A 21,566-nucleotide genomic window follows, 5' to 3' on the forward strand; every position below is an offset into this window, starting at 1 on the left:
GGAATTGCGGCGATAATGTCTCACGACGCCCTCGGGCCGTTTCGGTCAGTTGAATAGCGGTGCAATCGGCGTCTACGATGAATCGGAACAAATTGATTAGTTTTTAAGTTCCGGTATACGGAGATGAGAGAACTCGACTACACGTATCACTATGCGGGCCGGTCATCTCTGACCGGAATGTCATCTCAGCAGAAGCTGAGTCTGGTGGCTGATCAGTCCGATCCAGATGCTTCTCAGGATTTCCTGATCGCACACGCCAAACACCCTCTGATCACGGCTAGGTCTTTGCGCGCGGTTTCCGATATCGTCGGCAGCCGCTTTTACGTCCCACCCGCGATGCTGGCCCGGATTCTGCGCGAAGCGGACCCAGTGGTCACAGTAGGGCACGAAACCGTGCGGTTTGAGGGGTTTTCAGCTTGTTGCAGCACCTATGCCCGTCTGGACATAGATGAGGCCGCGCTAGACGCCGAACAGCGTCGCACAGGGACAACCAATGTGGATTTTGGCCCCAACTTGAGGGCTATGCTGGCCCAGGTTTCGCCCGACAGCCAGTTGCAGATCTCGATTGGGCCCAAAGCCGTGGCCCTGACACATGATGAAAACCGACTCGTCGAACGAAAAGTACCGCTTCCCTTGCGCTGGTTGAAGGGATTTGCCGAGGTGCAGAGCCATATGGCTGGTATGGTACCCGCTCTTTCATTGGCCCCGACACCAGCACAGAAATTTTTGCGCAGGTTGCCGCGATCGAAATCGGATCATCTGGTTTGGGTATCGGCTCAGGGGCAACGGGTCAGAGCAACAACCCGAGCTTCGCTGGGTAGCGTGCCGTTGCGCGGTGGTCATCGGTTAAACGTGTTGCTGTCTCTGGCTCCCAAGGCGAAGATACTGCGTGTTTTTGTCAACGAAGGTCTGAAAAGTTCGGCCTGGGTTTTGGATTTTGCTGGGCAGCGTTTGTGTCTGGTCTTGAATGCAGATCCTTGGCGCGGGTTTTCAGGCGACGGGCAGTTGCTCTCTGAACTCACGACCGAGGCCGAGAAAACGGCTGCAGTAACCGCGCAATTGAACTGGCAGGACCGGCTTGATCCCAATATCCTGGCACCCCTCATCAACGCCTCACCGCACGAGGTGCACATCGCGCTGTGCCAATTGGCTGCGTTGGGTCGTGTAGGTTATGATCTTTGGTCGCAAACCTGGTTTCACCGAGAACTCCCCTTTGGCTTCGAGCGCGTCAGATCTTTGAATCCAAGGCTGAAAGCCGCCGCAAACCTGGCGGACAACGGAGCGGTCGCTTTGTCCCAAAACTATGCGGATGTGAAAAGTGGCGATGTTACGCATCGGGTTCGCTTTGCCGAGGACGGGCACAGCTGCACATGCCCGTGGTTTGCTGCCAATGGCCATACGCGTGGTCCCTGCAAACACATTTTAGCCGTCGAACTGATGATGGAGCGCCAAGCGTGATTGAACAGGAGTTTCTGACCCTGATTACAACGCGCACTGCGCGCTATGTTCTAAAGGCCCTCGCAAAGATGTCGGAGGCGGATCGAAGGCCATTTGCCCGGCATGCGCTGAAGACGCAAAAAGCTTATGAAAAGGTCTGGTGGGAAGCGCAGATGAAAGGCCAAAAGCCGCTCAAAGCATTTGCCAAAGACGGCGAAGCATTGGGGATCGCCGTGATTGCCACCGCCAGACCCTCGGAATATGCCTGTGGGGATTGGCGTATCTTGCCGCAATCCCTTCCTTTGGACGAAGTGTTTGCGCAGCTTAAGCTCAGTTGGATCGACGCCTGGGCCGAGGCTGCGGTTGAAGACAATCCCCGCCTGATCGACGCGGTACATTTGTTGAACCAAAAGGGGTTGTGCTCAATCCCTCAGACGGACGCCTATATTCTTGGCTACTACGCCATTCAGGCGGGCGTTCCCGACAACGCGCGGGATCAGTTTTTGTCTCAGGATGTCTGGCGGTTCTTCGAGGTTGAAGGCGGTGGTGATCTCAGTCTTGCTGCGCATGACAAATATTCAGGACCCCGCGCAGGATGGGCGGATGTTTTGCGAGCTCTGAGCGAAATCGGTGACCTGGACCGACAGCGCTTGTTGGATAGCTCACTAGAGGCCCTGAAGCGGGATTTTGCGCAGTTTCGCGCGGGTTGGTACTCGCGGTTTCATACAGCGCTAGAACCGAGCGATGCTGAAATCGTTGAGCGCGTGGATCAGTACCTCGGCCTCCTCAATAGTGCGGTTCCCCCGACAGTGGCGATTGCGGTCAAGGCGCTCAAGCGCGCCGACAAATGTGGTGAACTTGACGCCAAAGCCCTGCTCGACGCGATTGAACCTGCTTTGCAAAGCCGCCAGAAATCGACGGCTTTGAATGCGTTAGGTCTATTGAAATCCTGCGCCAAACGCACTCCGGATAGGGTGGCCGAAATTGCCGAAACCGCCACCTCGTCTTTGATATCAGAGGTTGGGGATGTGCAAACGCGGGCGGTGGATCTGATAGAAAGCCTCGGTCAGATGCATAATGCCGGGGTTCAGACGGCGATGGCGGACTATCTGGATGTGGTGACGCCGACGGTCCGCGCGCGGCTTGCTGACACCGCACCTTTGGCCAAAGCGGAAATCACCGACTTTCCCGTTCCTAGACCTGAGCCGTTTGAGCCTGTTTCCTCCGTAGATGAGGCGGTTTCGGCATATCTGGCCCTCCTGGAGGATTGCCATGACCCCTTCCTGATCGAGCAGGCATTTGATGGAATAGCGCGGTTCGGAGCCGAGGCTGCCCCGCTACTTGGCCCTCTAAAAAAGCGGGCAAATCAGATCAGAACGCGCGATCTCGAGGGCGGTTTTAGTCCGGGTAAGTATTTTCAGCGACCTATTTCGGTTGCGGGATTGAGCTGGGCCAACGGGTCCGATTTCGATGCCGAACTGCAACCCTATCTAGAGCCACGATATTCCGGTCACCAACCCTTGGGTATTTCGCCCCATAGTTTCGAAGGGATATTCGCGGCGCGCGCCAAAGAGCTGTTGTCTTTCGTTCAGGCGGGCCATTCGGTTCCGATGCTCTCGGCCCCTTCCGACAATCGCGGATGTGTTGACCCATTGCCTTTGATTGACAGGCTGGAACGTTACCGTGGCCTGGGCGTTCGGCCGGGTGCCATGGATTTCAGGCTTGCGATCCTGCGGCTGGGGTCGGAAGGGCGCGAAAAGGCGTTGGCGGCTCTAAACCCGCAGACCGAAGCAGAGCGTGCGTTGGGATATGCCTTGGGCGGTGAGTTCAGGCCTGAGACAGATTGCCAACTCTGGGCTATGGCCTGGCAGGGGCGCCGACCGATTGAGGCCGACCCCAATATCCAGCGTTTGGTTGGGGGTATTATTCCCGGTCTGGGTACTCCTGCAGAGTATCGTTTCACGGCCAAAATCCGGCGTATTGACGAATATTTCTGGCCGCAGCCCAGCGTTTCTATTTTACCGCAAATACCGGGTGATGTTGATCCGAGTTTGGGTTTTTCCCTGCCTGCAAAACTCGAACACAGCTATGGAAGCGATCCTGGTGCCAGCTGGCTGCTAGGACTGAACCCGTGGGCAGTATTGATAAACCCTACGCAGCCAGAGTTGTATTTCGTTGCCGGTATTTTCGATCTGGAACTGGATCAAAAGCTGACACGGCACCATTGCCTGACCTATCTGGACCCGTTTTTTCGCCCCGGATTGCAGCCGGGTAAAATGGCCCATGCGATGTTGGCGTGGTATTTGGCAAGTGCGGATGAAAGTATCGGAATGACCGCCGGTGACGCAATCGCAACCTTGATTGCGCAGGGCAGATTTCAATCCGAAGAATTTGCCGACGCCGCGCGCGAGTTGGTCTTTTTCGGAGCGCTCCCCCTGCGGCGCTGGACCAAACGCATGGCGCAAGTCCCTGAGCTATCCAAAATGCACGCGCATGAGATTCAAAAAGCTTTGTCAGCGATGCTGTATGACTTGCCCGACACGCTTCCGCGCGATTTGGGTGGAATTCTGGAACTGCTCCATGAGCTTTGTGTGCTGTCAGGGTCTGGTTTGACAGCACCAAAGTCTACAGCAGCTTTGGCGGCGATCAAAGCTGGCGGAAAGACCGGTAAGTTTGCAAAGAAACTGTTGAAGCTTCATAGCCTATAGGGCCTTGAGCCCGTCAGGCCGCGGCGGAATTGACGAAGATCGAATAGACAGAGGTCGAGGCCGTGATGAACAGCATGTTCCCGCGCGTGCCCCCGAATGTTAGGTTCGCAACCGTTTCGGGCACTAGGATCTTACCCAGCAAATCTCCTGCCTTCGAAAAGACATGCACCCCGTCTGCTGCCGAGCACCAGATATTGTCGTAGCGATCCACCCGCAACCCATCCGGCAATCCGTTGTCGATGGTTGCAAACTCCTGACCGCCGCTCAGACTGCCATCCGTGTCTACGTCGAACGCTCGTAGCACTGAAGGAACTTCAGGGTCGTGGCTGCTGCCTGACTCCGCAATATAGAGCCGGTTTTCGTCGACCGAAAAGGCAAGTCCGTTGGGCTGAACGAAATCGGTGACAACCGCCGAAAGTGCCTGCCCATCCGGGCTGGCGCGATAGACAAAGCTGCCCTCTTGTTCCGGGGTGGCCTGATGCCCTTCCAGATCGGACAGAATGCCATAGGTCGGGTCCGTGAACCAGATGGACCCGTCCGAGCGAACCACCACGTCGTTAGGAGAATTCAGGCGCTTGCCCATGTAACTTTCGGCAATCACCTGCCGTGTGCCGTCATGTTCCGTGCGCACAACCGAGCGGCTTCCATGGTGGCAAGTAACAAGGCGACCGTTTGGATCGCGGGTGTTGCCATTAGAATATTCGGACTGCTGACGATACACACTTGCCCCACCACCTTCGGTCCATTGGTAGATGCGGGCATGGGGTATATCTGAAAACAGCAACAGGTTATGTGCGGGAAACCAGACCGGCCCTTCTGTCCAGCGGTGCCCCGATGAGAGGCGCGCAAGGCCCATATTGCTATGGATCAGATCGCGGAACTCGGGCCGGATGATGTCGTAGGTCTGCGAAAAAATCATACGTCATATCCTTTACGGCTGGCCAATGCGACGACTCCGACGATGACAAGCCCGGTCAAAATAAGCCGGACGCCAGCCCCCAAACCGTAGGAGTTCAGCATTGAGACGATGAGAAACATAAACAAAGCGGCGCCCCAGATACCGGGCACGTTGGAATTGCCGCCACCAATGGAAGATCCGCCGATCACGACGACCGCAATGGACATCAACATGTATTCAGTCCCCATATTCAGGTTTGCACCCCCCGAAAAGCTGGCCAGAAGAAACCCCGCCAGCGCAGCACAGACAGCCGAATTGACATAGACGCCAAAGCGGACCGCGTTGACAGGAACTCCGCTGAGTCGGGCAGCGCGCAGGTTCTGGCCGATGGCCGATATCCACCGTCCCGCGATCGACCGTTCCAAAAGTACCCAAGCGCAAATCGCCAGAAGGATACCGATCACGGCGACGTTGGGAATTCCAATCACGCCACCGGTTGCGAAATCGGCCAGCGGCTCAGGCGGTTTGATACGCAGCCCTCGGTTCGACCAGATGGCCAGTGATTGATAGAGGAAAGAGGCAGACAGGGTCGCGATGATTGGTGGAATACGCAGCAACAGGATCAAGGCGAAATTCACCAGGCCGCAGCCAATGCCGACGCCGATTGCAACCAATAGACCGGGTATGATCAGCGCGGTTTCCGAGTCCATGAACTTCAGGGCCAGCGTCGCCGACAATGTCATTGATGCGGGGATCGAAAGGTCGACATTGCCGGGACCCAAGGTGATCACCAGCATCTGCCCGATCCCGACGATGGCGGAAAAAGCAGCAAATGTCAGGGCGGCATAGAACAGCGACCCAGCACCGGAACCGGCGATCAGACTGGTTGCCGCAAAAGTCAGGGCGGCGGCCACAAAGGCCCAGATCCAGGGTTTTGAGAACAAGATCCGTACAGGATTCACGGGCCCTTCGGTGGATGAGGTATTATCGGTCACGCCGCAGCCTCCTTCCGAACGAAGAGCAGCCGCACCGCCAGAACAAGGATCAGGATCGCCCCTTGCGCTCCGATCTGCCAGTCAGGCGACAGGCGCAAGAAGGACAGGAAACTGGCTGCAAGGGTCAGGGTAAGCGCGCCGATCACCGCCCCAAACGGAGAGATGCGTCCACCGACAAACTCGCCCCCGCCCAGAATGACACCGGCAATGGACAGCAGAGTGTATCGCAGCGCAATGTTGGCATCTGCCGCTGTTGTCAGACCGACAAGGCACATTCCGGCCAGAACGCCGAACAACCCGGCCAGCCCATAGGCGGACGCGCGCAGTTTGACCAGAGACCACCCTGCGCGCTCCATCGCGCGGTCATTGCCGCCGACCCCTTGCAGGATCACGCCGACCCAGGATCGTTTGATCAGCAGGTGTACCACCAATGCAATAACTAAAGGTGCGACCACAGCAATGGGGACCAGAGGTGTCTTGTAACTCATCAACGTCTTGAGCCATTCCGGCGATGCGCCACCGGGCGAAGGCAGGATCAAAACGGCCAGCCCGCCCCAGACAAAAGACATACCCAAAGTTACGACAATGGCAGGCAACCCTCGGAATTGGATCAGCGCGCCCAAACAAGCATAAGCCAGAATAGCCGTCGCCAGGATGGCATAGCCGATCAGTGGTGTGTCGTGAACGAACGTAGCAGTCACGCAGGCGCAGAAGCTGACAAATGTACCAATCGACAGGTCGATATCGTTGACCATGATGATCATCATCTGGGCGATGGTCGCTAAGGCGACCGGAATCGCCAGATTGAACAGCAGGTTCAGACCGAAATAACTCATCGCGCGCGGTTGCAGGTAGAAGACAGCCCCCAAAAGCACGGCCAGCGACAAAACGGGCAGGGCGAGACGCAGACGATCCCCGGTCATTCTGCGGCCTCCTGCATTTCGAATGAGGCGGCAAGAATGTTCTCTTCGGTGATCTCATCCCCGCTGAGTTCCGCTGCAATGTGTCCGGTGCGGAAGACAAACACCCGGTCGCATTCTAGAATCTCGTCCGTCTCGGTGGAGTACCACAAGAAACTGCGTCCCTTGGCGGCTTCGTCGCGGATCATTTGATAGACTTCCTTCTTGGTGCCCACATCGACACCGCGCATGGGGTCGTCCATCACCACAATCGGCGCTGATGAGGCCAATGCCCGTGCGAACAAAACTTTTTGCTGGTTCCCCCCGGACAGAGACAGGATGGGGTTCGATACGTTGTCGGTGCGAATTCCAATCCTCTGTTTCCAGTTCTGAACCAGATCGGATTCCTTTCCGCGATCCACCAAAATTCGGCTGCTGAATTCGGACAGGGTGGTCAAAGACAAGTTTCTGAGGATCGACCAAAGCGGCATAACCCCGTCCCGGGTACGGTCACCCGCGACGAAGACCACCTCGGGATCACCCGAGGATTTCCAGACCGATGAATGGTCGAAAAAGATCTGTGCGAGGGCCTCGGCCTGACCATGACCGGCCAGCCCGGCCAAGCCCACGATCTCGCCTTGACGGGCGTTCAGGCCATTCTCGGCGCGCACAACCTCGGCACCCAGCGTTTTGGTGGCGCAGGTTTCGCTGGTATGGGTGTCGTCTGGTGCCACGTGGCCCATAGCGTCCACAATGCTTTCGCGGGTGAAATTTCGGGCCGGTTGGTCATCCACGATCTGACCATCCTTCATGATCACGATCCGGGTCGACACATCGAAAATCTCACCCATCATGTGCGAGATGAACAGAACCGCGCCACCCTCGGTGCAAAAACGTTTGATATGATCCAGCAACTGCTGCGCGATGGCCGCATCAAGTGATGAGGTCGGCTCATCCAAAATAACAAGGCTGGGTTCGCTGTCGCGGTCTGCGAAGGCAATGGCAATTTCGACCATCTGGCGTTCGGCAATGGTCAGGTTGCCGACAGTGGCACTTGGTTTGATGCCGTGGCCGGGAAAAACCAGATCCAGCGCGTCCTGCATTTTCTGCCGCGCCACGCGTCGCCAATTCTTGCGTGGCATGGTGCGAAATGGAATGCGTAGGTTTTCCAGCACGGTCAGGTTCGGGCAAAGCGACAATTCCTGAAACACGCTGCGCACGCCGGATGCCTGCGCTTTTTGTCCATTGGTCAACGTGGCATCCCCGGCGCGGTAGGTCACAGCGCCCTGAGTGGGGGACAGCCGCCCGTTGATTACATTGGCCAGTGTCGACTTGCCCGCGCCATTGTGGCCGACCAATCCGATACACTCGCCCGCGGCAATTTCCAGCGTCGCTGCGCGCAACGCGTGAACGGGCCCAAAAGACATATGGGCCGCGTCCAGAGAGACAACCGGCGCAGAAACTGCGCCGGGTATCGTGTGTAAATCGCTCATTGACTACTGAGCCGACGAAATCACGTTTTTGGCCTGATCCAACGTATATTCAACGTTGGCGACCGACCCTTTGGGCGTGGTTTTCAGCGACTCTTCCAATTCGTCCTGAGTGATGGTCAGGAAAGGCACGGTCAGGTCCTTGGGCACGTCGTTTCCGTCCAGAATCTGCTGCGCGACCCAGAAAGCAAGCGTGCTGACGCCCGGAGCAATCGACAGCGACGTGGTTTCATACCCGTTGGCGGCTTTTTCGTCGGCCCACCACTGCAATTCGTCCTGACGGTTGCCCATGACGATGGTTGGCATCGAGCGGTCGGTGGCTCCAATGGCCTGTGCGGCGCCATAGCCGTCACCACCTTGGGTCACGACACCGACGATTTCCGGCAGGCTTGGCAGAATGCCCGCAACGGCCTTTTGCGCAACGTCCTGCGCCCAGTCGCCATGAACCGAACCTACGATCTCAAAGTTGGAGTTCTTTACCTCGTCATGAATACCCGCGCTGATTTCATCATCGACGAAGACACCGGCCAGCCCACGGATTTCCAAAAGGTTGCCGCCATCGGGATAGCGCTGTGCCAGGTATTTCACTTGTTCGCGGCCCATCTGTTGGAAGTCGACGGCGATGCGCCATGCGCAGGGCTCCTGCACGATCCCGTCAAATGAGACAACGGTGATGCCCGCGTCGCAAGCGGCTTTGACCGCGCCGTTGATTGCCGTGGGCGAGGCCGCGTTGATGACGATGGCGTCATAGCCCTGCAGGATCATGTTCTGGATTTGGGCGGCCTGTTCGGTCGCCTGATTTTCAGAGGTGGTGAAGGCATCCGCTGCGGCAACCAGGCCCTCGGCAACGGCTGCGTCCCCATTCTTCTGCCAACTTTCCAGCATGGCCTGACGCCACGAGTTTCCGGCATAGTTGTTGGACAGCGCGATGCGTTTGTCGGATGTGTCTGCGGTGGCACCGGTGGCCGCCAATACGGTAATGCCGGCGACAGCGCCGAGCATGATTGCCTTGAGTGTCATAGTTTCCTCCCTGGGCGGCCCCTCCGCCGCACGTTCATCGGGCCCGCTCAATCCGGCAGGCAGCGAGAGGATTCCGCGCAATGGGCAAAAGTGTAAGAGTAGGATGCGCGCAAAGATTGCGGGTTCCCGCAAAACTATTGCGGTGATCCGCATGACAGGGTGGGGTCGGACTTCTATACTGTGTTGTGCCGGTCGCCGCGGACCGGTTTTTCGAAAGTGCGTCCATGGCCGATCTTGCCTATTACCTGCGGATTTCCAATCACCTGGCAGGCAACCTCGACATCAAGTCCGCTTTGCGCTCGGTCAAGTCCGAGATCGACCGCATTTTGCAGGTTGATCATCTGGATGTGTGTCTGGTCGATGACAAGGGAAACTGGAACACCAGCTACGAGGTCGGCCTGCGCACCAGTTGGAGCCGCACGCGCGCGCCTGTCGAGGTTTCTCCGGTGCGCGATATCCTGCGGGGGGAATGCGACAGCATGTTGACCGGCAACGCGCTGGAAGACCCGCGATATGTGTTCGAAGGGGCCGATTGCGAGCCGATCATCAAACATCAGATGCGCAGTCGCGTTAACGTGGCGATGAAAGTGCTGGGTCGCACGATCGGTGCCTTGAACTGCTCGTCGCAGAAGCTGGATTTCTATGACGATCAGGCGGTCGAACAGGTTCGCAACATTGCCGATATTCTTGCCCCCTATTTCTATGCGTTACGGGCCAATGAACAATCGCGGCGCGAAGCGATCATGCGCGCGGAATTGCAGGCGCGCGAAGAAGGGTTACGTCTGGGCGCACTAAGCCTGACCGACGCGCTTGAGCTTGAGCGGCAGAGGATCGGCATGGATCTGCACGACCAGACGCTGGCCGATATGACCCGGATCAGCCGAGAGCTTGAGCGCTGCAAAACTCAGAAAGATATCGAAGCTGTGCGCGGGTCGATGCAAACCTGCATCCAGGGATTGCGCGAGATTATCGACACCTCTATCCCGTCCCTTTTGGAACTTTTTGGATTTCAACACGCCGTGCGCACGCATCTTGAGCGCGCGGTCGGAACGGATCAGGAGATCGACATTGACGTGCGCGACCTGTCCGACGGGCTGATCGATGATCTGCCACAGACCAAACGGATTGCGCTCTTTCGTATCGCGCAGGAGGCAATCAATAATGCAGTACGCCACGCTCAGGCCTCGTCCATTTTGGTCGAGATCGAATGCCGGGATGGGCTGCATCTATCAGTGCGTGACGATGGGGCCAGCTCAGCAGCGATCGAAACTGGGAAAGTCTCGGGCGGTTTGACCCATATGCGAACGCGTGCCCGGTTGATCGCGGCACAATTTGACATCCGCTACGCCGAAGGGACTGAGATTAGTGTCAGGCTGCCGGTGTCGGAGTGCCGCGGCAGAGAGGAAGTGGCATGAAGGTTCTTCTGGTCGAAGATGATGCCATGCACGCCAACTACCTCAAAGAGTTGGTACTGGAGGCTTTGCCCGAAGCGTCGGAAATCAGCCTAGCCTCTAACGGGCGCGAGGGTGAGGTCAAGGCCCGAGAAGATGGTGTCGACGCCATCGTCATGGACCTGCGCATGAAAGAGCGCAACGGGATCGAGGCGGCCCGCACCATTTGGTCCGAGCGACCGGAAACGCGCATCTTGTTCTGGTCGAACTATTCAGACGAAGCGTATCTGCGCGGCATCGCCCGGATCGTCCCGAAAGAGGCTGCGTATGGCTATGTTCTGAAAACCGCCAGTCCATCGCGCATGCATTTGGCGTTAAGGGCAGTCCTGCTGGAAGCCCAGATCATGGTCGACCGTGAGATTCACCAAATTCAGCGGGATCAAAGCCGGTCGGGCGAGGCGCTGACCGAGGTCGAACTGGCGATCCTGACCGATCTTGCGCTAGGTCTTCCAGACAAGGCCATTGCCGTGCGCAGAAAACTGGCGCTGCGCACTATCCAGAACCGTTTGCTGTCGATCTACGAAAAACTGGACGTCAACGACTTGCTGATCGAAGCCGGAGATATTGCGATCAACAAACGCGTGCGCGCCGTGTCCAAGGCGATGACCTCGCAGATTTTGAACAACGAAGCCATCGTTGCTGCTGAAAAGGACCTGAGCGCGTGGCTGGCGCGCTCGGCCTTGTCGCTCTGAAATCTGCGCTCAGGTTGGCACGATATTGTGGTTGATCCGAAACAGGTTCTGCGGGTCGTATTGTCCTTTGATCTGACCCAGTTTAGCGCCATTGGAACCATAGGCTCCAGCCATGTGATTGGCCTCATCTTCGGGCATGAAGTTCACATAGGCGCTGCCTGTGGCGTGAGGTGCCATCTGATCGTACAACGCCCGCGCCCAACTGATGCAGGCAGCGTCTTTTGAGGGATCTTCCCATCGGGTGTGAACGTTCATGATGAAATGAGCGCTGCGCTCGGGATAGGCCGTTGCATCCGCGGGTACCCGCGCCATGGCACCGCCTACATGTGCGATGAACACTTCGCAAGCCGGATCAGGTAGCGTGGCGATTGCGGCAAGCAGGTCGGATGTCGCGTGGGATGTCAGCGTGCTGAAATCGTGGCTTTTCCAGTAATTGCGCGCGCCGGGCGTCAGAAGCCCATCAAAGGCCGCTTGCCAGTCCACGAATGCATGGGGCGAGATGACATCTGCAATCGGATCACCAAGACCGCGCAAGCCGGCCATAGCTTTTTCGCCATCGGCCATTGGTCCGGCATAACACGCGGCAAAGATTAAAACCTCGCGCCCATGCCATTCTTCGGGCAAGAAGGGCAGAGGCGGGGCCTTGCGCATCACGGTCCAGACCGTCAGTTCATCCGGCGCGGAATCCGCGATTTTCACGTATTCCGGCAGTAGGTCGGGGGCCGCTTCGATCGGGTGAACGACCAAACCTGACAAGACATCGGGGCCCAGCGGATGCAGTTGGAATTCGAACGATGTGACGACGCCAAAGTTGCCACCTCCGCCCCGCAGGGCCCAGAACAGGTCAGGGTGGCTTTTGGCAGATGCGGTGACGATTTCGCCGTCGGCGGTTACAACTTGGGCAGAGATCAGGTTGTCGATGGTCATCCCGAATTTCCGCGTGATCCAGCCAAAGCCGCCACCCAGTGTCAAACCAGCCGTTCCGGTGGTCGAGTTGATGCCCAATGGCACCGCCAGCGCATGGGCTTGTGTCTCGCGGTCGACATCGCCCAATACGGCGCCGGGTTCTACGCGCGCAGTTCGGTTGACCGGGTCCACATGTACCGAACGCATCTGCGACAGGTCCAACATAACCGCATCGTCGGCGACAGCATGGCCCGCGATCTGGTGACCACCCGACCGAATGGACATGGTCAACCCGGCCTCGCGCACGAAATTCACCGCTTTTTGCACGTCACTGGACCCAAGCGCGCGGATCACGAAACTTGGGTGCCGCTCCACGATGCTATTCCAGGTTGTGCGGGCCTGATCATACTCGGGACTGCCGGGCAAATGGACGCCGCCGCGCAGCGTTGCGTCCAAAGTGTCCAAGGCAGCGCGATCGATCCGAGCGGCGCTGCCGTCCAATGTCTTGACGTCAAACATCTTAAATTCCTTCCTGGTTCAAGGAAGGTTTCTTGCCCCTGTGCCCCGCCTGTTGTCCGGCGGGTACGCGCCTTTTATAGTTTGCGAGAACTCAGGCAAAAACGCCGGGGTCGATGCGATCCACCGGAGTGATCACATCAGCCGGAATATTCAGCCGTTTGGCGGCCTGTTTCAGGCTTTCTTCGTCAGGGGCCTCGTACAGGCAATAAGTCTTGCGCTTGTCCGCGCTGAGGAAAGAAAAGATCCATTCGATCCCTTCTTCGTCATTTATTTCTTTAATATGTGCTTTGTCGCCTTCGGTCAGGTTTACCTGTTCGGCGAATTGGCGTTCAATAATATACCTTGGCATATTTCCCCCCCAGGAAATGAAAACAGGGTTCAGCTTGCAGTTCCTTCAAGCCTTTCCCTAAGGGAAACCATACTCAATTTCTGAGCTGTTGCCAACGCCTCGGCCTCGAGATGGATGGCCTGTTCAAGGTTGTCCTTGCCGCCAAGCCTGCGCAGAGCCGCCGCATAGGCGGCTTTGCTGTGTGCCACCCAGGGCGGGCAATCCATGTCCGTGTCAATCTGGATTGCCTTGGTAAACATCCGTTCTGCAGTTGGCCAATCTTCAAGCAATGCAGCCAGATTTCCCAACCGCCGCGCACCCGCGCCAGTACATACTGTCGTTGCCCCAGCGGTAATGGTGAGGTCTTCGTAAGGGGCCAACATCTCGAACAGCGTTTGCGCGTGCGTGGTATGACCGACTGCGACGCAAATATCGGACAGATAGGACAATGTGGTCGAATACATGGCGTCTGACGGCAGATAAAATCCGCTCTCGGCGACCTCGTTCAGGATGCGTTCAGCGGGGTCATGAAACCCCAGTTCAGCTGCGATGACGCCAAAACCGGGCTTCCAGGTCATGTCGTCAGCGTTTTCATCCATCAGTTTTTTAATGACCGGAGCCACTTCGTGCAAACGGCTTTGTTCTCGGCGCAGGGTGAACATCTGAACGCCAAACACGCCCTCGATATGTTTCCCGTGGGTTTTGCGGCCGATTTTCACCGCCTCGGTAGCTAGCTTTTCGGCCTTGCCAAAGTCGCCCTCCATGATCGCTATCATTGCCCGGGCATGGGTCTGAACCCAATAGAGCTGCAAGTGATTGTCTTTCTGGGACACCTCGGTCAGCAGTTTCAATGACCGGTCCAGCAGAGCCCGGTCAGCCATTTCGGCCCCAACAAACAGGCTGAGTGTGCGGTCCCGACCCTGATCAATCGAGCCAAGATGCTGCGCTACTTCGTGCATCTTGTCCAGATGTTCCCGCCATTTGTGCCTTTCGTCGGCGGGTCTTGCGATAAATGGCGCGCCGTATTGCATCATCATGACCGAGAACTGGGATTTGTTGTCTCCCAGTTTGGCGGCAAGCTCCATCGATTCCTGGGCGTATCGGGCACCCTCTGAGGCTTGACCAAGGAACAGACAGGCGCGGGCAAGCTGACTTTTTAGCTGGCACTGGCGTCTTTCGTCTTGCGCGGGCAGGTTTTTCAAAGCGGCCTCGCACAGGGAAATCACTTCGCCATGTCGTTGCCCAGCCATCATGCAGGAATCCGAAAAATGCAGGGCTACATCGGCGGCCAATTCGACATCCCCAAGGGCATTTGCCGCGTCCGAGGCGCTTTTGAGTTCCGCAATGCCTTCGGGTAGCTGTCCCAAACTATCAAAGCTGCGCCCGACAAGAACAGTTGCCCGGATTGTTTCGGACTGATTGTCGCCCTCAAGGTTCCGTGCTGCATTCAGCGCCTCGTGCGCGTTAGTCATTGCCTCGTGACTGGCGGAACGAGCCAGCGCCATTTCGGTTGCCGCCTGCCATTTTTTGAACGCCGCACTCCAGTCTTCGGCCTCGGTCAGGTGTCGGGCGACAAGTTCAGGTCGACGTTCAATCTCGGCGGACCGCAACGCTGCCAACGCCTTGGCAACATGGGCATGCTGCGCCCGCCGAGTTGTGCTGAGCATGGATTGATAGGCAGTGTCGCGGATCAGTGCGTGACGGAAAACGAAGTGGCCTCTGGAGTTGCCGCTTTCGAAAACCAGTCCGGTTTTGCACAGTTCGTCCAAGCCCTTTGCGGTGTCGACCGTGGCATCCGTCAGTGCTGCACGTAGCAGGCCAGGTTCAAACTCGCGCCCGATCACCGAGCCTGTCAGTGCCACCTGTTTCGCGTCTGATGAAACCGCGTCCAACCGCGCCATCAACGCGCCTTTTAGTGACGAAGGAACAGCCACTGCACCCTGCCCACCTGTGGTTAGATAGGCGCGGGTCAGTTCTTCGACGAATAGTGGGACGCCGTCCGTCTTTTCTATGATCAGCTGAACCAGATCGGTGTCAGGGGTTTTACCCGAGACATTGCGGATCAAGTTCGCCACATGGTCTGGATCAAAGCGGCGCAGGTGTAGGGTTTGAGTGTGTGCTTCCCCTTCGTCCCGCGCAAGATCCCAGCCGGGGCGGTGGGTGATCAACATCATCAATGGCAGGTCCGAACAGATGGACTTGAACCTTTCCAGCAAGGCGTTTGTCGAGGGGTCGATCCAATGCGCGTCCTCAACACACAAAACAACCGGTCGCACGGTTGAGCGGGCCTTGACCGTGTCGATCAACGTCTGGATGGTCAAATCCCGCTGTTCCTGTGGTGACAGGTCAAGAATCTTTTCGGCCACATCACTGTGCGGGGCGACCAGCGCCGCAAAAACCGGCAGGACGTGATCCAGTTCGATCCCCTCGCGTTTCTCAAGCATGGCGCGGACCAGCTCTACCACCCGATCGTCATCCAGATCCGGTCCGACACCTGCATCCTGCGAGATGCGCTCGGTCACCGGGTGAAAGGGGCTGCTGGTCAGATAGGGCGAGCAATTCAGTCGTAAGACGTCTGCCGTCGCAGCGATGTCGTCGCCGCTCAGAAACTCTTCCGTCAGGCGGGATTTGCCGATCCCGGCTTCGCCAGACAGCAGGACGACCTCACCATGCCCGGCAGAGGCCCGTTGCCAGGTTTGGTGCAGGATACCTTTTTCGAAGTCCCGCCCGATCATTTCCGAGCTTTCACTTTCACGATGCAACGCCTGAAAACGGCTGTCGGCGCTGCGCTCGGCCGTGACCTGCAGCAAGGTACGCGGGGTGTCAAAGCCCTTTAGCGAAACAGGGCCAAGTGAGGAAATCGAAAAGACCCGTCGCAGGCTGGCATCAGAATCCTCGCTTGTAGTTACCACCGTGTTCGGCTGCGCGTTTTCCTGCAACCGCGCCGCCAGGTTCAGAACCGGACCGGTCATTGCGCCCTCTTCGAAGGTATTTTCACCAACGGCGTCGCCTACGACCACGTCACCGCTTGCGATACCGATCCGAACGGACAAACGCTCGCCGTCAGGAGATTTCAGGGTTTTCACGTGCGCAACTGAATCCAATCCCGCCTTCACCGCGCGGATGGCGTGGTCTTCATAGGCCTGTGGCCAACCAAAAAAGACCAGCAATCCATCGCCCAGATACTTGGCGACATAGCCGCCAAAACGCGTCACTGCCCCAGCGACACTGTCTTGATAACTTTGCAGCAAGGCGCGCATATCTTCGGGATCGAACTTGTTTGTCAATTCGGTCGATCCGACAAGATCGGCAAAAAACACGGTCAGATGGCGTCGCTCGGCAGCAGGTGCTCGGGTTTCGGTTTCACCGGGTTTGTTTCCATCTGGTGGGGCGTTTGTGATGGGCAATCCGGGGTTGCCATCCAACTTTGCTATGGCGGCAAGGACGATCTTCCTGTGGCCAAGGGACAAGCCAAGTTCTTTGAGGTCTTCATTTGAGAGCAGCGGTAGGGCACGTGCATCGACGTCATTTTGCAGGAACGTGTCAGCATACTGCTCCATTCCAAGGTCTTTCAGCCATGACGTGACTTCAAAACTCATTTCGTGATCATGCGGACTATTGGCCCACGGATCAAGCCAAGCGACGTTTCGATCTGGCGGCCCTGCCATGTGCCCGAACGAACCGATCGAAAAGACTCGGGTATTTGAAACCCTTCTTTTGACTTTGGCGTTCAAAACACTGGACGAAGCCGGTTCCTTGATCAATGATAGCGCTGACATTCACTTTGGCCGGGACTTCGGTAAGAATGAACTTAAGTGTTTGGGAGTATTTCGCCGAGAAAACGCAATAAACGTTTCGGGTGAATGTGCGGTTGGAGGATGGCCGCAAGACGGAAGAAAGGGACCCCGAAAAGGGGCCGTGCAAAAAAGATCGCATATTGGGAGGAAAGAAAATGCGTAACTTACTGAAAACAAAATCTCTGATTGTGGCAGGGCTGTTGTGCACCACCAGCCTGGCGCAGGCGGAAGAGGTTGAGGTTCTGCACTGGTGGACGTCCGGTGGTGAAGCCGCCGCACTGAATGTTCTGAAAGACGACCTGTCCGGGCAGGGTATCGGCTGGACCGACATGCCTGTCGCCGGTGGCGGTGGTGAGCAGGCGATGACCGTTCTGCGTGCCCGTGTCACAGCCGGGAATGCCCCGACTGCCGTTCAGGCACTGGGTTTCGACATTCTGGACTGGGCCGATCAGGGCGCATTGGCGGACCTGAACGAAGTTGCAGCCAAAGAAGGTTGGGACGATGTGGTGCCAGACGCATTGAAGGCTTTTGCCAAGCATGACGGCAAGTGGGTTTCGGCTCCGGTCAATGTGCATTCGACCAACTGGGTGTGGGCAAACAAGGCGGTCCTGGATGCAAACGGTATCGCCCAGCCCACCAACTGGGACGAGTTCGTCGCGGCTGTCGAAGCGCTGAAAGCCGCCGGGATCACCCCGATCGCCCATGGCGGTCAGGCCTGGCAAGATGCAACCGTGTTTGACGCAATCGCGATGTCAACCTTGGGGGCGGACGGTTACAAGGCGGCGTTCATTGATTTGGACGAAGAAACGCTGGGCAGTGATGCTATGAAAGAAGCGTTCGATCGCATGTCCTTCATCGCCGCCAATGTGGACGAGAACTTCTCGGGCCGCGACTGGAACCTTGCCACCGCGATGGTGATCAATGGCGAGGCCGGTTTCCAGATGATGGGTGACTGGGCCAAGGGTGAATTCCTGAACGCGGGCAAAGTTCCGGGTCAGGACTTCCTGTGCTTCCGCTTCCCCGGCACGCAGGACCAGGTCACCTTCAACGCCGACCAGTTCATGATGTTCGACCAAGGCGGTTCGGTTTCAGCCGAGCAGGCCGCGTTGGCCAGCGCCATTCTGTCGCCAAGCTTCCAGATTGCATTCAACAAGGTGAAGGGTTCCGTTCCGGCCCGGACCGACGTGGATGGCAGCGACCTAGACGCTTGTGGTCAGCAAGGCATGAAGGATCTGGCCGCCGCTGCATCGTCGGGCAACTTGTTCGGTTCTATGGCGCACGGCCACGCGGCGCCGGCTTCGGTGAAAAACGCGGTCTATGACGTCGTGACGGCGCATTTCAACGGCGAGTATGACAGTGAAACAGCTGTGACCGAACTGGTCGACGCGGTTTCCATCGCAAAGTAATCCCGACTTGAACCTTCTGACGGGGCGGCTGCCTGGCCGCCCTGTCTTGAAAGGGGCAGGATAAGCCCCAAAACACCAACTCTGGAACGAGGAGGGCGCGCCATGGCTGCTTCAGCCGACGCGGATTTCAAGACACGCCTTCAGAACTGGATTCCCAAACTGGTCCTGTCGCCTTCACTGGCGATGGTTCTGGTCTTTGTCTACGGGTTCATCCTGTTCTCGGTCTACCTGTCCTTCACCGACAGTCGTATACTGCCCAGCTTCGGCTGGGTCGGCTGGGAGAATTACGACAAGCTCTGGCGATTGAGCCATTGGGAAACCTCGCTCATCAATATGGGGATTTTCGCGGGGCTTTATATCGTGATCTGCACCTGTATCGGCTTGGGATTGGCGATCTTCCTCGATCAGAAAATTCGCGGTGAAGGCCTGCTGCGTCCAATTTACCTGTATCCGATGGCGCTCAGCTTCATCGTGACCGGAACGGCGTGGAAATGGTTCCTCGATCCCGGCATCGGGCTGGAAAACGTGATGCATACTTGGGGTTGGACCAGTTTTGAGTTCGATTGGATCAAGAACCGCGACTTTGCGATTTACACCGTCGTGTTAGCGGCGGTCTGGCAGACCTCGGGCTTTGTCATGGCGATGTTTCTGGCCGGTCTGCGGGGTATCGACAATGAAATCCTGCGCGCGGCACAAATGGACGGGGCGTCGAACTGGAACCTCTATCGTCGGATCATCATCCCGCAGCTGAGGCCCGCTTTCCTGTCGGCTTTCGTGATCCTCAGCCACCTTGCGATCAAGACCTTTGACCTTGTAATCGCGTTGACCGGCGGCGGTCCGGGCCGCGCGACCGAGCTGCCCGCAACCTTCATGTATTCCTACACGTTCACGCGGAATCAGATGGGGATCGGGGCAGCCTCGGCCACGATCATGCTGATGACCATAGCCGCGATCATGATCCCTTATCTCTACGCTGAATTGCGGGAGAAACGCTGATGTCTCAGGCCTCTCAAGATACCGCAATCCGCACGGGCCGCGTTACGCGCACGCTGATCTATCTGGTTTTGCTGCTGTTTGCCCTGTTTTACCTCTTGCCGCTTTACGTGATGCTGGTGAATTCGGTCAAACCCTTGGAGGAAATTACTGGCGGCGGCATGATGAACCTGCCAGAGGTCTTCACGCTCGAGCCGTGGCTGCAAGCCTGGTCCTCGGCCCAGATTGGGGTCGAACCGACGGGCTTGCGCCCGTATTTCTGGAATTCGATCAAGATGGTTGTGCCCGCCGTTATCGTCTCGACCATTTTGGGCGCGCTAAATGGATACGTACTGACCAAGTGGCGCTTCAAGTATGACACCATCCTGTTCGGGCTGATGCTGTTTGCCTGTTTCATCCCATTCCAGATCGTTCTGATCCCGATGGCGCGGATGCTGGGCCTGATGGGCCTAGCGGGCACCACATGGGGTCTGGCACTGGTGCATGTGGTTTACGGCATTGGCTTCACCACGCTTTACTTCCGAAATTACTATGCCGTTTTCCCTACCGAACTGATCCGGGCGGCACAGATCGACGGGGCGGGGTTCTTCCAGATATTCTGGCGCATCCTGCTGCCCAGTTCAGGCCCTATCGCGGTGGTGTCGATCATCTGGCAGTTCACCAATATCTGGAATGACTTCCTGTTTGGAGCGTCATTTGCCGATGCCAACAGCCAGCCAATGACGGTCGCGCTCAACAATCTTGTGCAGTCGTCGACGGGGGTAAAGGAATACAACGTACATTTTGCAGGCGCCATTCTGGCCGCGCTGCCAACGCTGCTCGTTTATATCGTGGCCGGTCGTTACTTCGTCCGCGGCCTGATGGCGGGTTCAGTGAAAGGATAACGGACCATGGGATTTCTTGATATCGACAACGCAACCAAGTCCTACGGTGCGGTCGAGGTGTTGCACAAGGTGGACATCTCGGTGCAGGAGGGCGAGTTTCTGGTGCTCGTCGGGCCCTCGGGCTGCGGTAAGTCCACCCTTCTGAACATGATCGCGGGGCTGGAAGAGATCACCAGCGGTGAGATCCGCATCAAGGATCAGGTGATGAACGGGGTTCATCCCTCAAACCGCAACATCGCCATGGTGTTCCAGAGCTACGCATTGTACCCCAACATGACCGTGGGGCAGAACATCACCTTCGGACTTGAAATGCACGGCGTGCCGAAACCCGAACGTGAAAAGGCCATGGCCGAGGTTGCCAAGCTGTTGCAGATTGAGCAGTTACTGGATCGTAAGCCGGGCCAATTGTCGGGCGGTCAGCGTCAGCGCGTGGCCATGGGGCGGGCTTTGGTGCGCAACCCTGATGTGTTCCTGTTCGACGAGCCTCTGTCCAATCTGGACGCCAAGCTGCGCGTCGACATGCGGACCGAGATCAAGAAACTGCACCAGAACCTTGGCACGACCATTGTCTACGTGACCCATGACCAGATCGAGGCGATGACGCTGTCCAGCCGGATTGCCGTCATGAACGGTGGCTACGTGCAACAACTGGGCACTCCTCAAGAGATCTATGACACCCCCGCCAATATCTTCGTCGCCACCTTCATGGGGTCGCCCGCGATGAATGTGGTGCCTGCCAAGGTGGTGATGGTGGATGGGTGCCCCCATGCCGAGGTTGCCTTGCATGACGGCGCGATGGCGCAACTGCCGTTCAGCCAGGACAACCTATCCCATTGGGACGGGCGCGACATCCTGCTTGGTATCCGACCCGAGACGATCACGGATGTTGACGGGGCAGATCGGAAATCGTCGAATATCGCGCAGATGACCAATCGGATCGTCGTGACAGAACCGGCGGGGTCCGACACATTTGTGTCCATGACGCTGGGTGGTCGGGATGTGATTGCACGCATGCGGTCGGATGCAGAGGTTTCGCCTGGGCAGGACTTCACCTTTGCGGTCAACATGGAAAAAGCGGTGGCCTTCGATCCTGAAACCGAAAACCGCATTCAGGGATAGTCCACTGTGATGAAGGGCCTAAAC

General features: G+C 57.4%; 16 protein-coding genes. 8 read left to right on the forward strand and 8 right to left on the reverse strand.

Going from position 1 to position 21,566, the window contains the following annotated elements:
- Positions 1-123 precede the first annotated feature (123 nt).
- Together GOV79_RS12020 and GOV79_RS12025 are read left to right on the forward strand one after the other, a co-directional pair.
- Positions 124-1,458: an SWIM zinc finger family protein gene (locus GOV79_RS12020; protein WP_170789950.1), complete on the forward strand. Its 1,335-nt coding sequence runs from the start codon at positions 124-126 to the stop codon at positions 1,456-1,458.
- Positions 1,455-4,145 (forward strand): DUF6493 family protein, encoded by a 2,691-nt coding sequence (locus tag GOV79_RS12025; protein ID WP_170789951.1) that lies wholly within the window; start codon positions 1,455-1,457, stop codon positions 4,143-4,145. The genes GOV79_RS12020 and GOV79_RS12025 overlap by 4 nt, the downstream gene beginning before the upstream one ends.
- 13 nt (positions 4,146-4,158) lie before the next feature.
- On the opposite strand, the gene GOV79_RS12030 is transcribed toward GOV79_RS12025, so the two are convergent.
- The 5 genes from GOV79_RS12030 to GOV79_RS12050 are packed head-to-tail and all read right to left on the reverse strand — an operon-like array spanning position 4,159 to position 9,447.
- Complete coding sequence (locus GOV79_RS12030; RefSeq protein ID WP_170789952.1) at positions 4,159-5,064, reverse strand: SMP-30/gluconolactonase/LRE family protein; 906 nt, start codon at positions 5,062-5,064, stop codon at positions 4,159-4,161.
- On the reverse strand, positions 5,061-6,038 hold the full coding sequence (locus GOV79_RS12035) for an ABC transporter permease (RefSeq protein ID WP_331252565.1): 978 nt from the start codon (positions 6,036-6,038) through the stop codon (positions 5,061-5,063). The genes GOV79_RS12030 and GOV79_RS12035 overlap by 4 nt, the downstream gene beginning before the upstream one ends.
- The gene (locus GOV79_RS12040) at positions 6,035-6,961 is read right to left on the reverse strand and encodes an ABC transporter permease (RefSeq protein ID WP_170773368.1); all 927 of its coding nucleotides are present in this window, start codon (positions 6,959-6,961) and stop codon (positions 6,035-6,037) included. The genes GOV79_RS12035 and GOV79_RS12040 overlap by 4 nt, the downstream gene beginning before the upstream one ends.
- A complete protein-coding gene (locus GOV79_RS12045; protein ID WP_170789953.1) occupies positions 6,958-8,430 on the reverse strand; it encodes a sugar ABC transporter ATP-binding protein in 1,473 nt (490 codons plus the stop codon). The genes GOV79_RS12040 and GOV79_RS12045 overlap by 4 nt, the downstream gene beginning before the upstream one ends.
- Positions 8,431-8,433: 3 nt before the next feature.
- On the reverse strand, positions 8,434-9,447 hold the full coding sequence (locus tag GOV79_RS12050; protein WP_170789954.1) for an ABC transporter substrate-binding protein: 1,014 nt from the start codon (positions 9,445-9,447) through the stop codon (positions 8,434-8,436).
- Positions 9,448-9,671: 224 nt separating this feature from the next.
- Between GOV79_RS12050 and GOV79_RS12055 the strand changes: the two genes are divergently transcribed.
- Complete coding sequence (locus GOV79_RS12055; RefSeq protein ID WP_170789955.1) at positions 9,672-10,862, forward strand: GAF domain-containing sensor histidine kinase; 1,191 nt, start codon at positions 9,672-9,674, stop codon at positions 10,860-10,862.
- Positions 10,859-11,590 carry a response regulator transcription factor gene (locus tag GOV79_RS12060; protein ID WP_170789956.1) on the forward strand — a complete coding sequence of 244 codons (732 nt, stop codon included), beginning with the start codon at positions 10,859-10,861 and terminating at the stop codon, positions 11,588-11,590. The genes GOV79_RS12055 and GOV79_RS12060 overlap by 4 nt, the downstream gene beginning before the upstream one ends.
- A 9-nt stretch (positions 11,591-11,599) precedes the next feature.
- On the opposite strand, the gene GOV79_RS12065 is transcribed toward GOV79_RS12060, so the two are convergent.
- The 3 genes from GOV79_RS12065 to GOV79_RS12075 all read right to left on the reverse strand — a co-directional run bounded on the left by GOV79_RS12065 (position 11,600) and on the right by GOV79_RS12075 (position 16,942).
- Complete coding sequence (locus GOV79_RS12065; RefSeq protein WP_170789957.1) at positions 11,600-13,015, reverse strand: FAD-binding oxidoreductase; 1,416 nt, start codon at positions 13,013-13,015, stop codon at positions 11,600-11,602.
- Between the two features lie 91 nt (positions 13,016-13,106).
- The gene (locus tag GOV79_RS12070; RefSeq protein ID WP_170789958.1) at positions 13,107-13,364 is read right to left on the reverse strand and encodes a DUF4242 domain-containing protein; all 258 of its coding nucleotides are present in this window, start codon (positions 13,362-13,364) and stop codon (positions 13,107-13,109) included.
- Between the two features lie 29 nt (positions 13,365-13,393).
- On the reverse strand, positions 13,394-16,942 hold the full coding sequence (locus GOV79_RS12075) for an adenylate/guanylate cyclase domain-containing protein (protein WP_170789959.1): 3,549 nt from the start codon (positions 16,940-16,942) through the stop codon (positions 13,394-13,396).
- Between the two features lie 353 nt (positions 16,943-17,295).
- Between GOV79_RS12075 and GOV79_RS12080 the strand changes: the two genes are divergently transcribed.
- The 4 genes from GOV79_RS12080 (at position 17,296) to GOV79_RS12095 (ending at position 21,542) form a co-directional block, all read left to right on the forward strand.
- Positions 17,296-18,546, forward strand: coding sequence for an ABC transporter substrate-binding protein (locus GOV79_RS12080; protein WP_170773381.1), 1,251 nt, complete (start codon positions 17,296-17,298; stop codon positions 18,544-18,546).
- Between the two features lie 102 nt (positions 18,547-18,648).
- Positions 18,649-19,542 carry a carbohydrate ABC transporter permease gene (locus GOV79_RS12085; protein WP_170773383.1) on the forward strand — a complete coding sequence of 298 codons (894 nt, stop codon included), beginning with the start codon at positions 18,649-18,651 and terminating at the stop codon, positions 19,540-19,542.
- The gene (locus GOV79_RS12090) at positions 19,542-20,423 is read left to right on the forward strand and encodes a carbohydrate ABC transporter permease (RefSeq protein WP_170773385.1); all 882 of its coding nucleotides are present in this window, start codon (positions 19,542-19,544) and stop codon (positions 20,421-20,423) included. The genes GOV79_RS12085 and GOV79_RS12090 overlap by 1 nt, the downstream gene beginning before the upstream one ends.
- Positions 20,424-20,429: 6 nt before the next feature.
- Positions 20,430-21,542, forward strand: coding sequence for an ABC transporter ATP-binding protein (locus tag GOV79_RS12095; protein WP_170773387.1), 1,113 nt, complete (start codon positions 20,430-20,432; stop codon positions 21,540-21,542).
- Positions 21,543-21,566: the final 24 nt, after the last annotated feature.

Source organism: Ruegeria lacuscaerulensis, from assembly GCF_013034745.1.
GTDB classification, from domain to species: domain Bacteria; phylum Pseudomonadota; class Alphaproteobacteria; order Rhodobacterales; family Rhodobacteraceae; genus Ruegeria; species Ruegeria lacuscaerulensis_B.

Excerpts from the sequence above, each read along its gene's own strand:
- GOV79_RS12020 (WP_170789950.1), top strand. The coding sequence starts at position 124 with ATGAGAGAACTCGACTACACGTATCACTATGCGGGCCGGTCATCTCTG.
- GOV79_RS12030 (WP_170789952.1), bottom strand. The coding sequence starts at position 5,064 with ATGATTTTTTCGCAGACCTACGACATCATCCGGCCCGAGTTCCGCGAT.
- GOV79_RS12040 (WP_170773368.1), bottom strand. The coding sequence starts at position 6,961 with ATGACCGGGGATCGTCTGCGTCTCGCCCTGCCCGTTTTGTCGCTGGCC.
- GOV79_RS12045 (WP_170789953.1), bottom strand. The coding sequence starts at position 8,430 with ATGAGCGATTTACACACGATACCCGGCGCAGTTTCTGCGCCGGTTGTC.
- GOV79_RS12050 (WP_170789954.1), bottom strand. The coding sequence starts at position 9,447 with ATGACACTCAAGGCAATCATGCTCGGCGCTGTCGCCGGCATTACCGTA.
- GOV79_RS12055 (WP_170789955.1), top strand. The coding sequence starts at position 9,672 with ATGGCCGATCTTGCCTATTACCTGCGGATTTCCAATCACCTGGCAGGC.
- GOV79_RS12060 (WP_170789956.1), top strand. The coding sequence starts at position 10,859 with ATGAAGGTTCTTCTGGTCGAAGATGATGCCATGCACGCCAACTACCTC.
- GOV79_RS12065 (WP_170789957.1), bottom strand. The coding sequence starts at position 13,015 with ATGTTTGACGTCAAGACATTGGACGGCAGCGCCGCTCGGATCGATCGC.
- GOV79_RS12070 (WP_170789958.1), bottom strand. The coding sequence starts at position 13,364 with ATGCCAAGGTATATTATTGAACGCCAATTCGCCGAACAGGTAAACCTG.
- GOV79_RS12075 (WP_170789959.1), bottom strand. The coding sequence starts at position 16,942 with ATGAGTTTTGAAGTCACGTCATGGCTGAAAGACCTTGGAATGGAGCAG.
- GOV79_RS12080 (WP_170773381.1), top strand. The coding sequence starts at position 17,296 with ATGCGTAACTTACTGAAAACAAAATCTCTGATTGTGGCAGGGCTGTTG.
- GOV79_RS12085 (WP_170773383.1), top strand. The coding sequence starts at position 18,649 with ATGGCTGCTTCAGCCGACGCGGATTTCAAGACACGCCTTCAGAACTGG.
- GOV79_RS12090 (WP_170773385.1), top strand. The coding sequence starts at position 19,542 with ATGTCTCAGGCCTCTCAAGATACCGCAATCCGCACGGGCCGCGTTACG.
- GOV79_RS12095 (WP_170773387.1), top strand. The coding sequence starts at position 20,430 with ATGGGATTTCTTGATATCGACAACGCAACCAAGTCCTACGGTGCGGTC.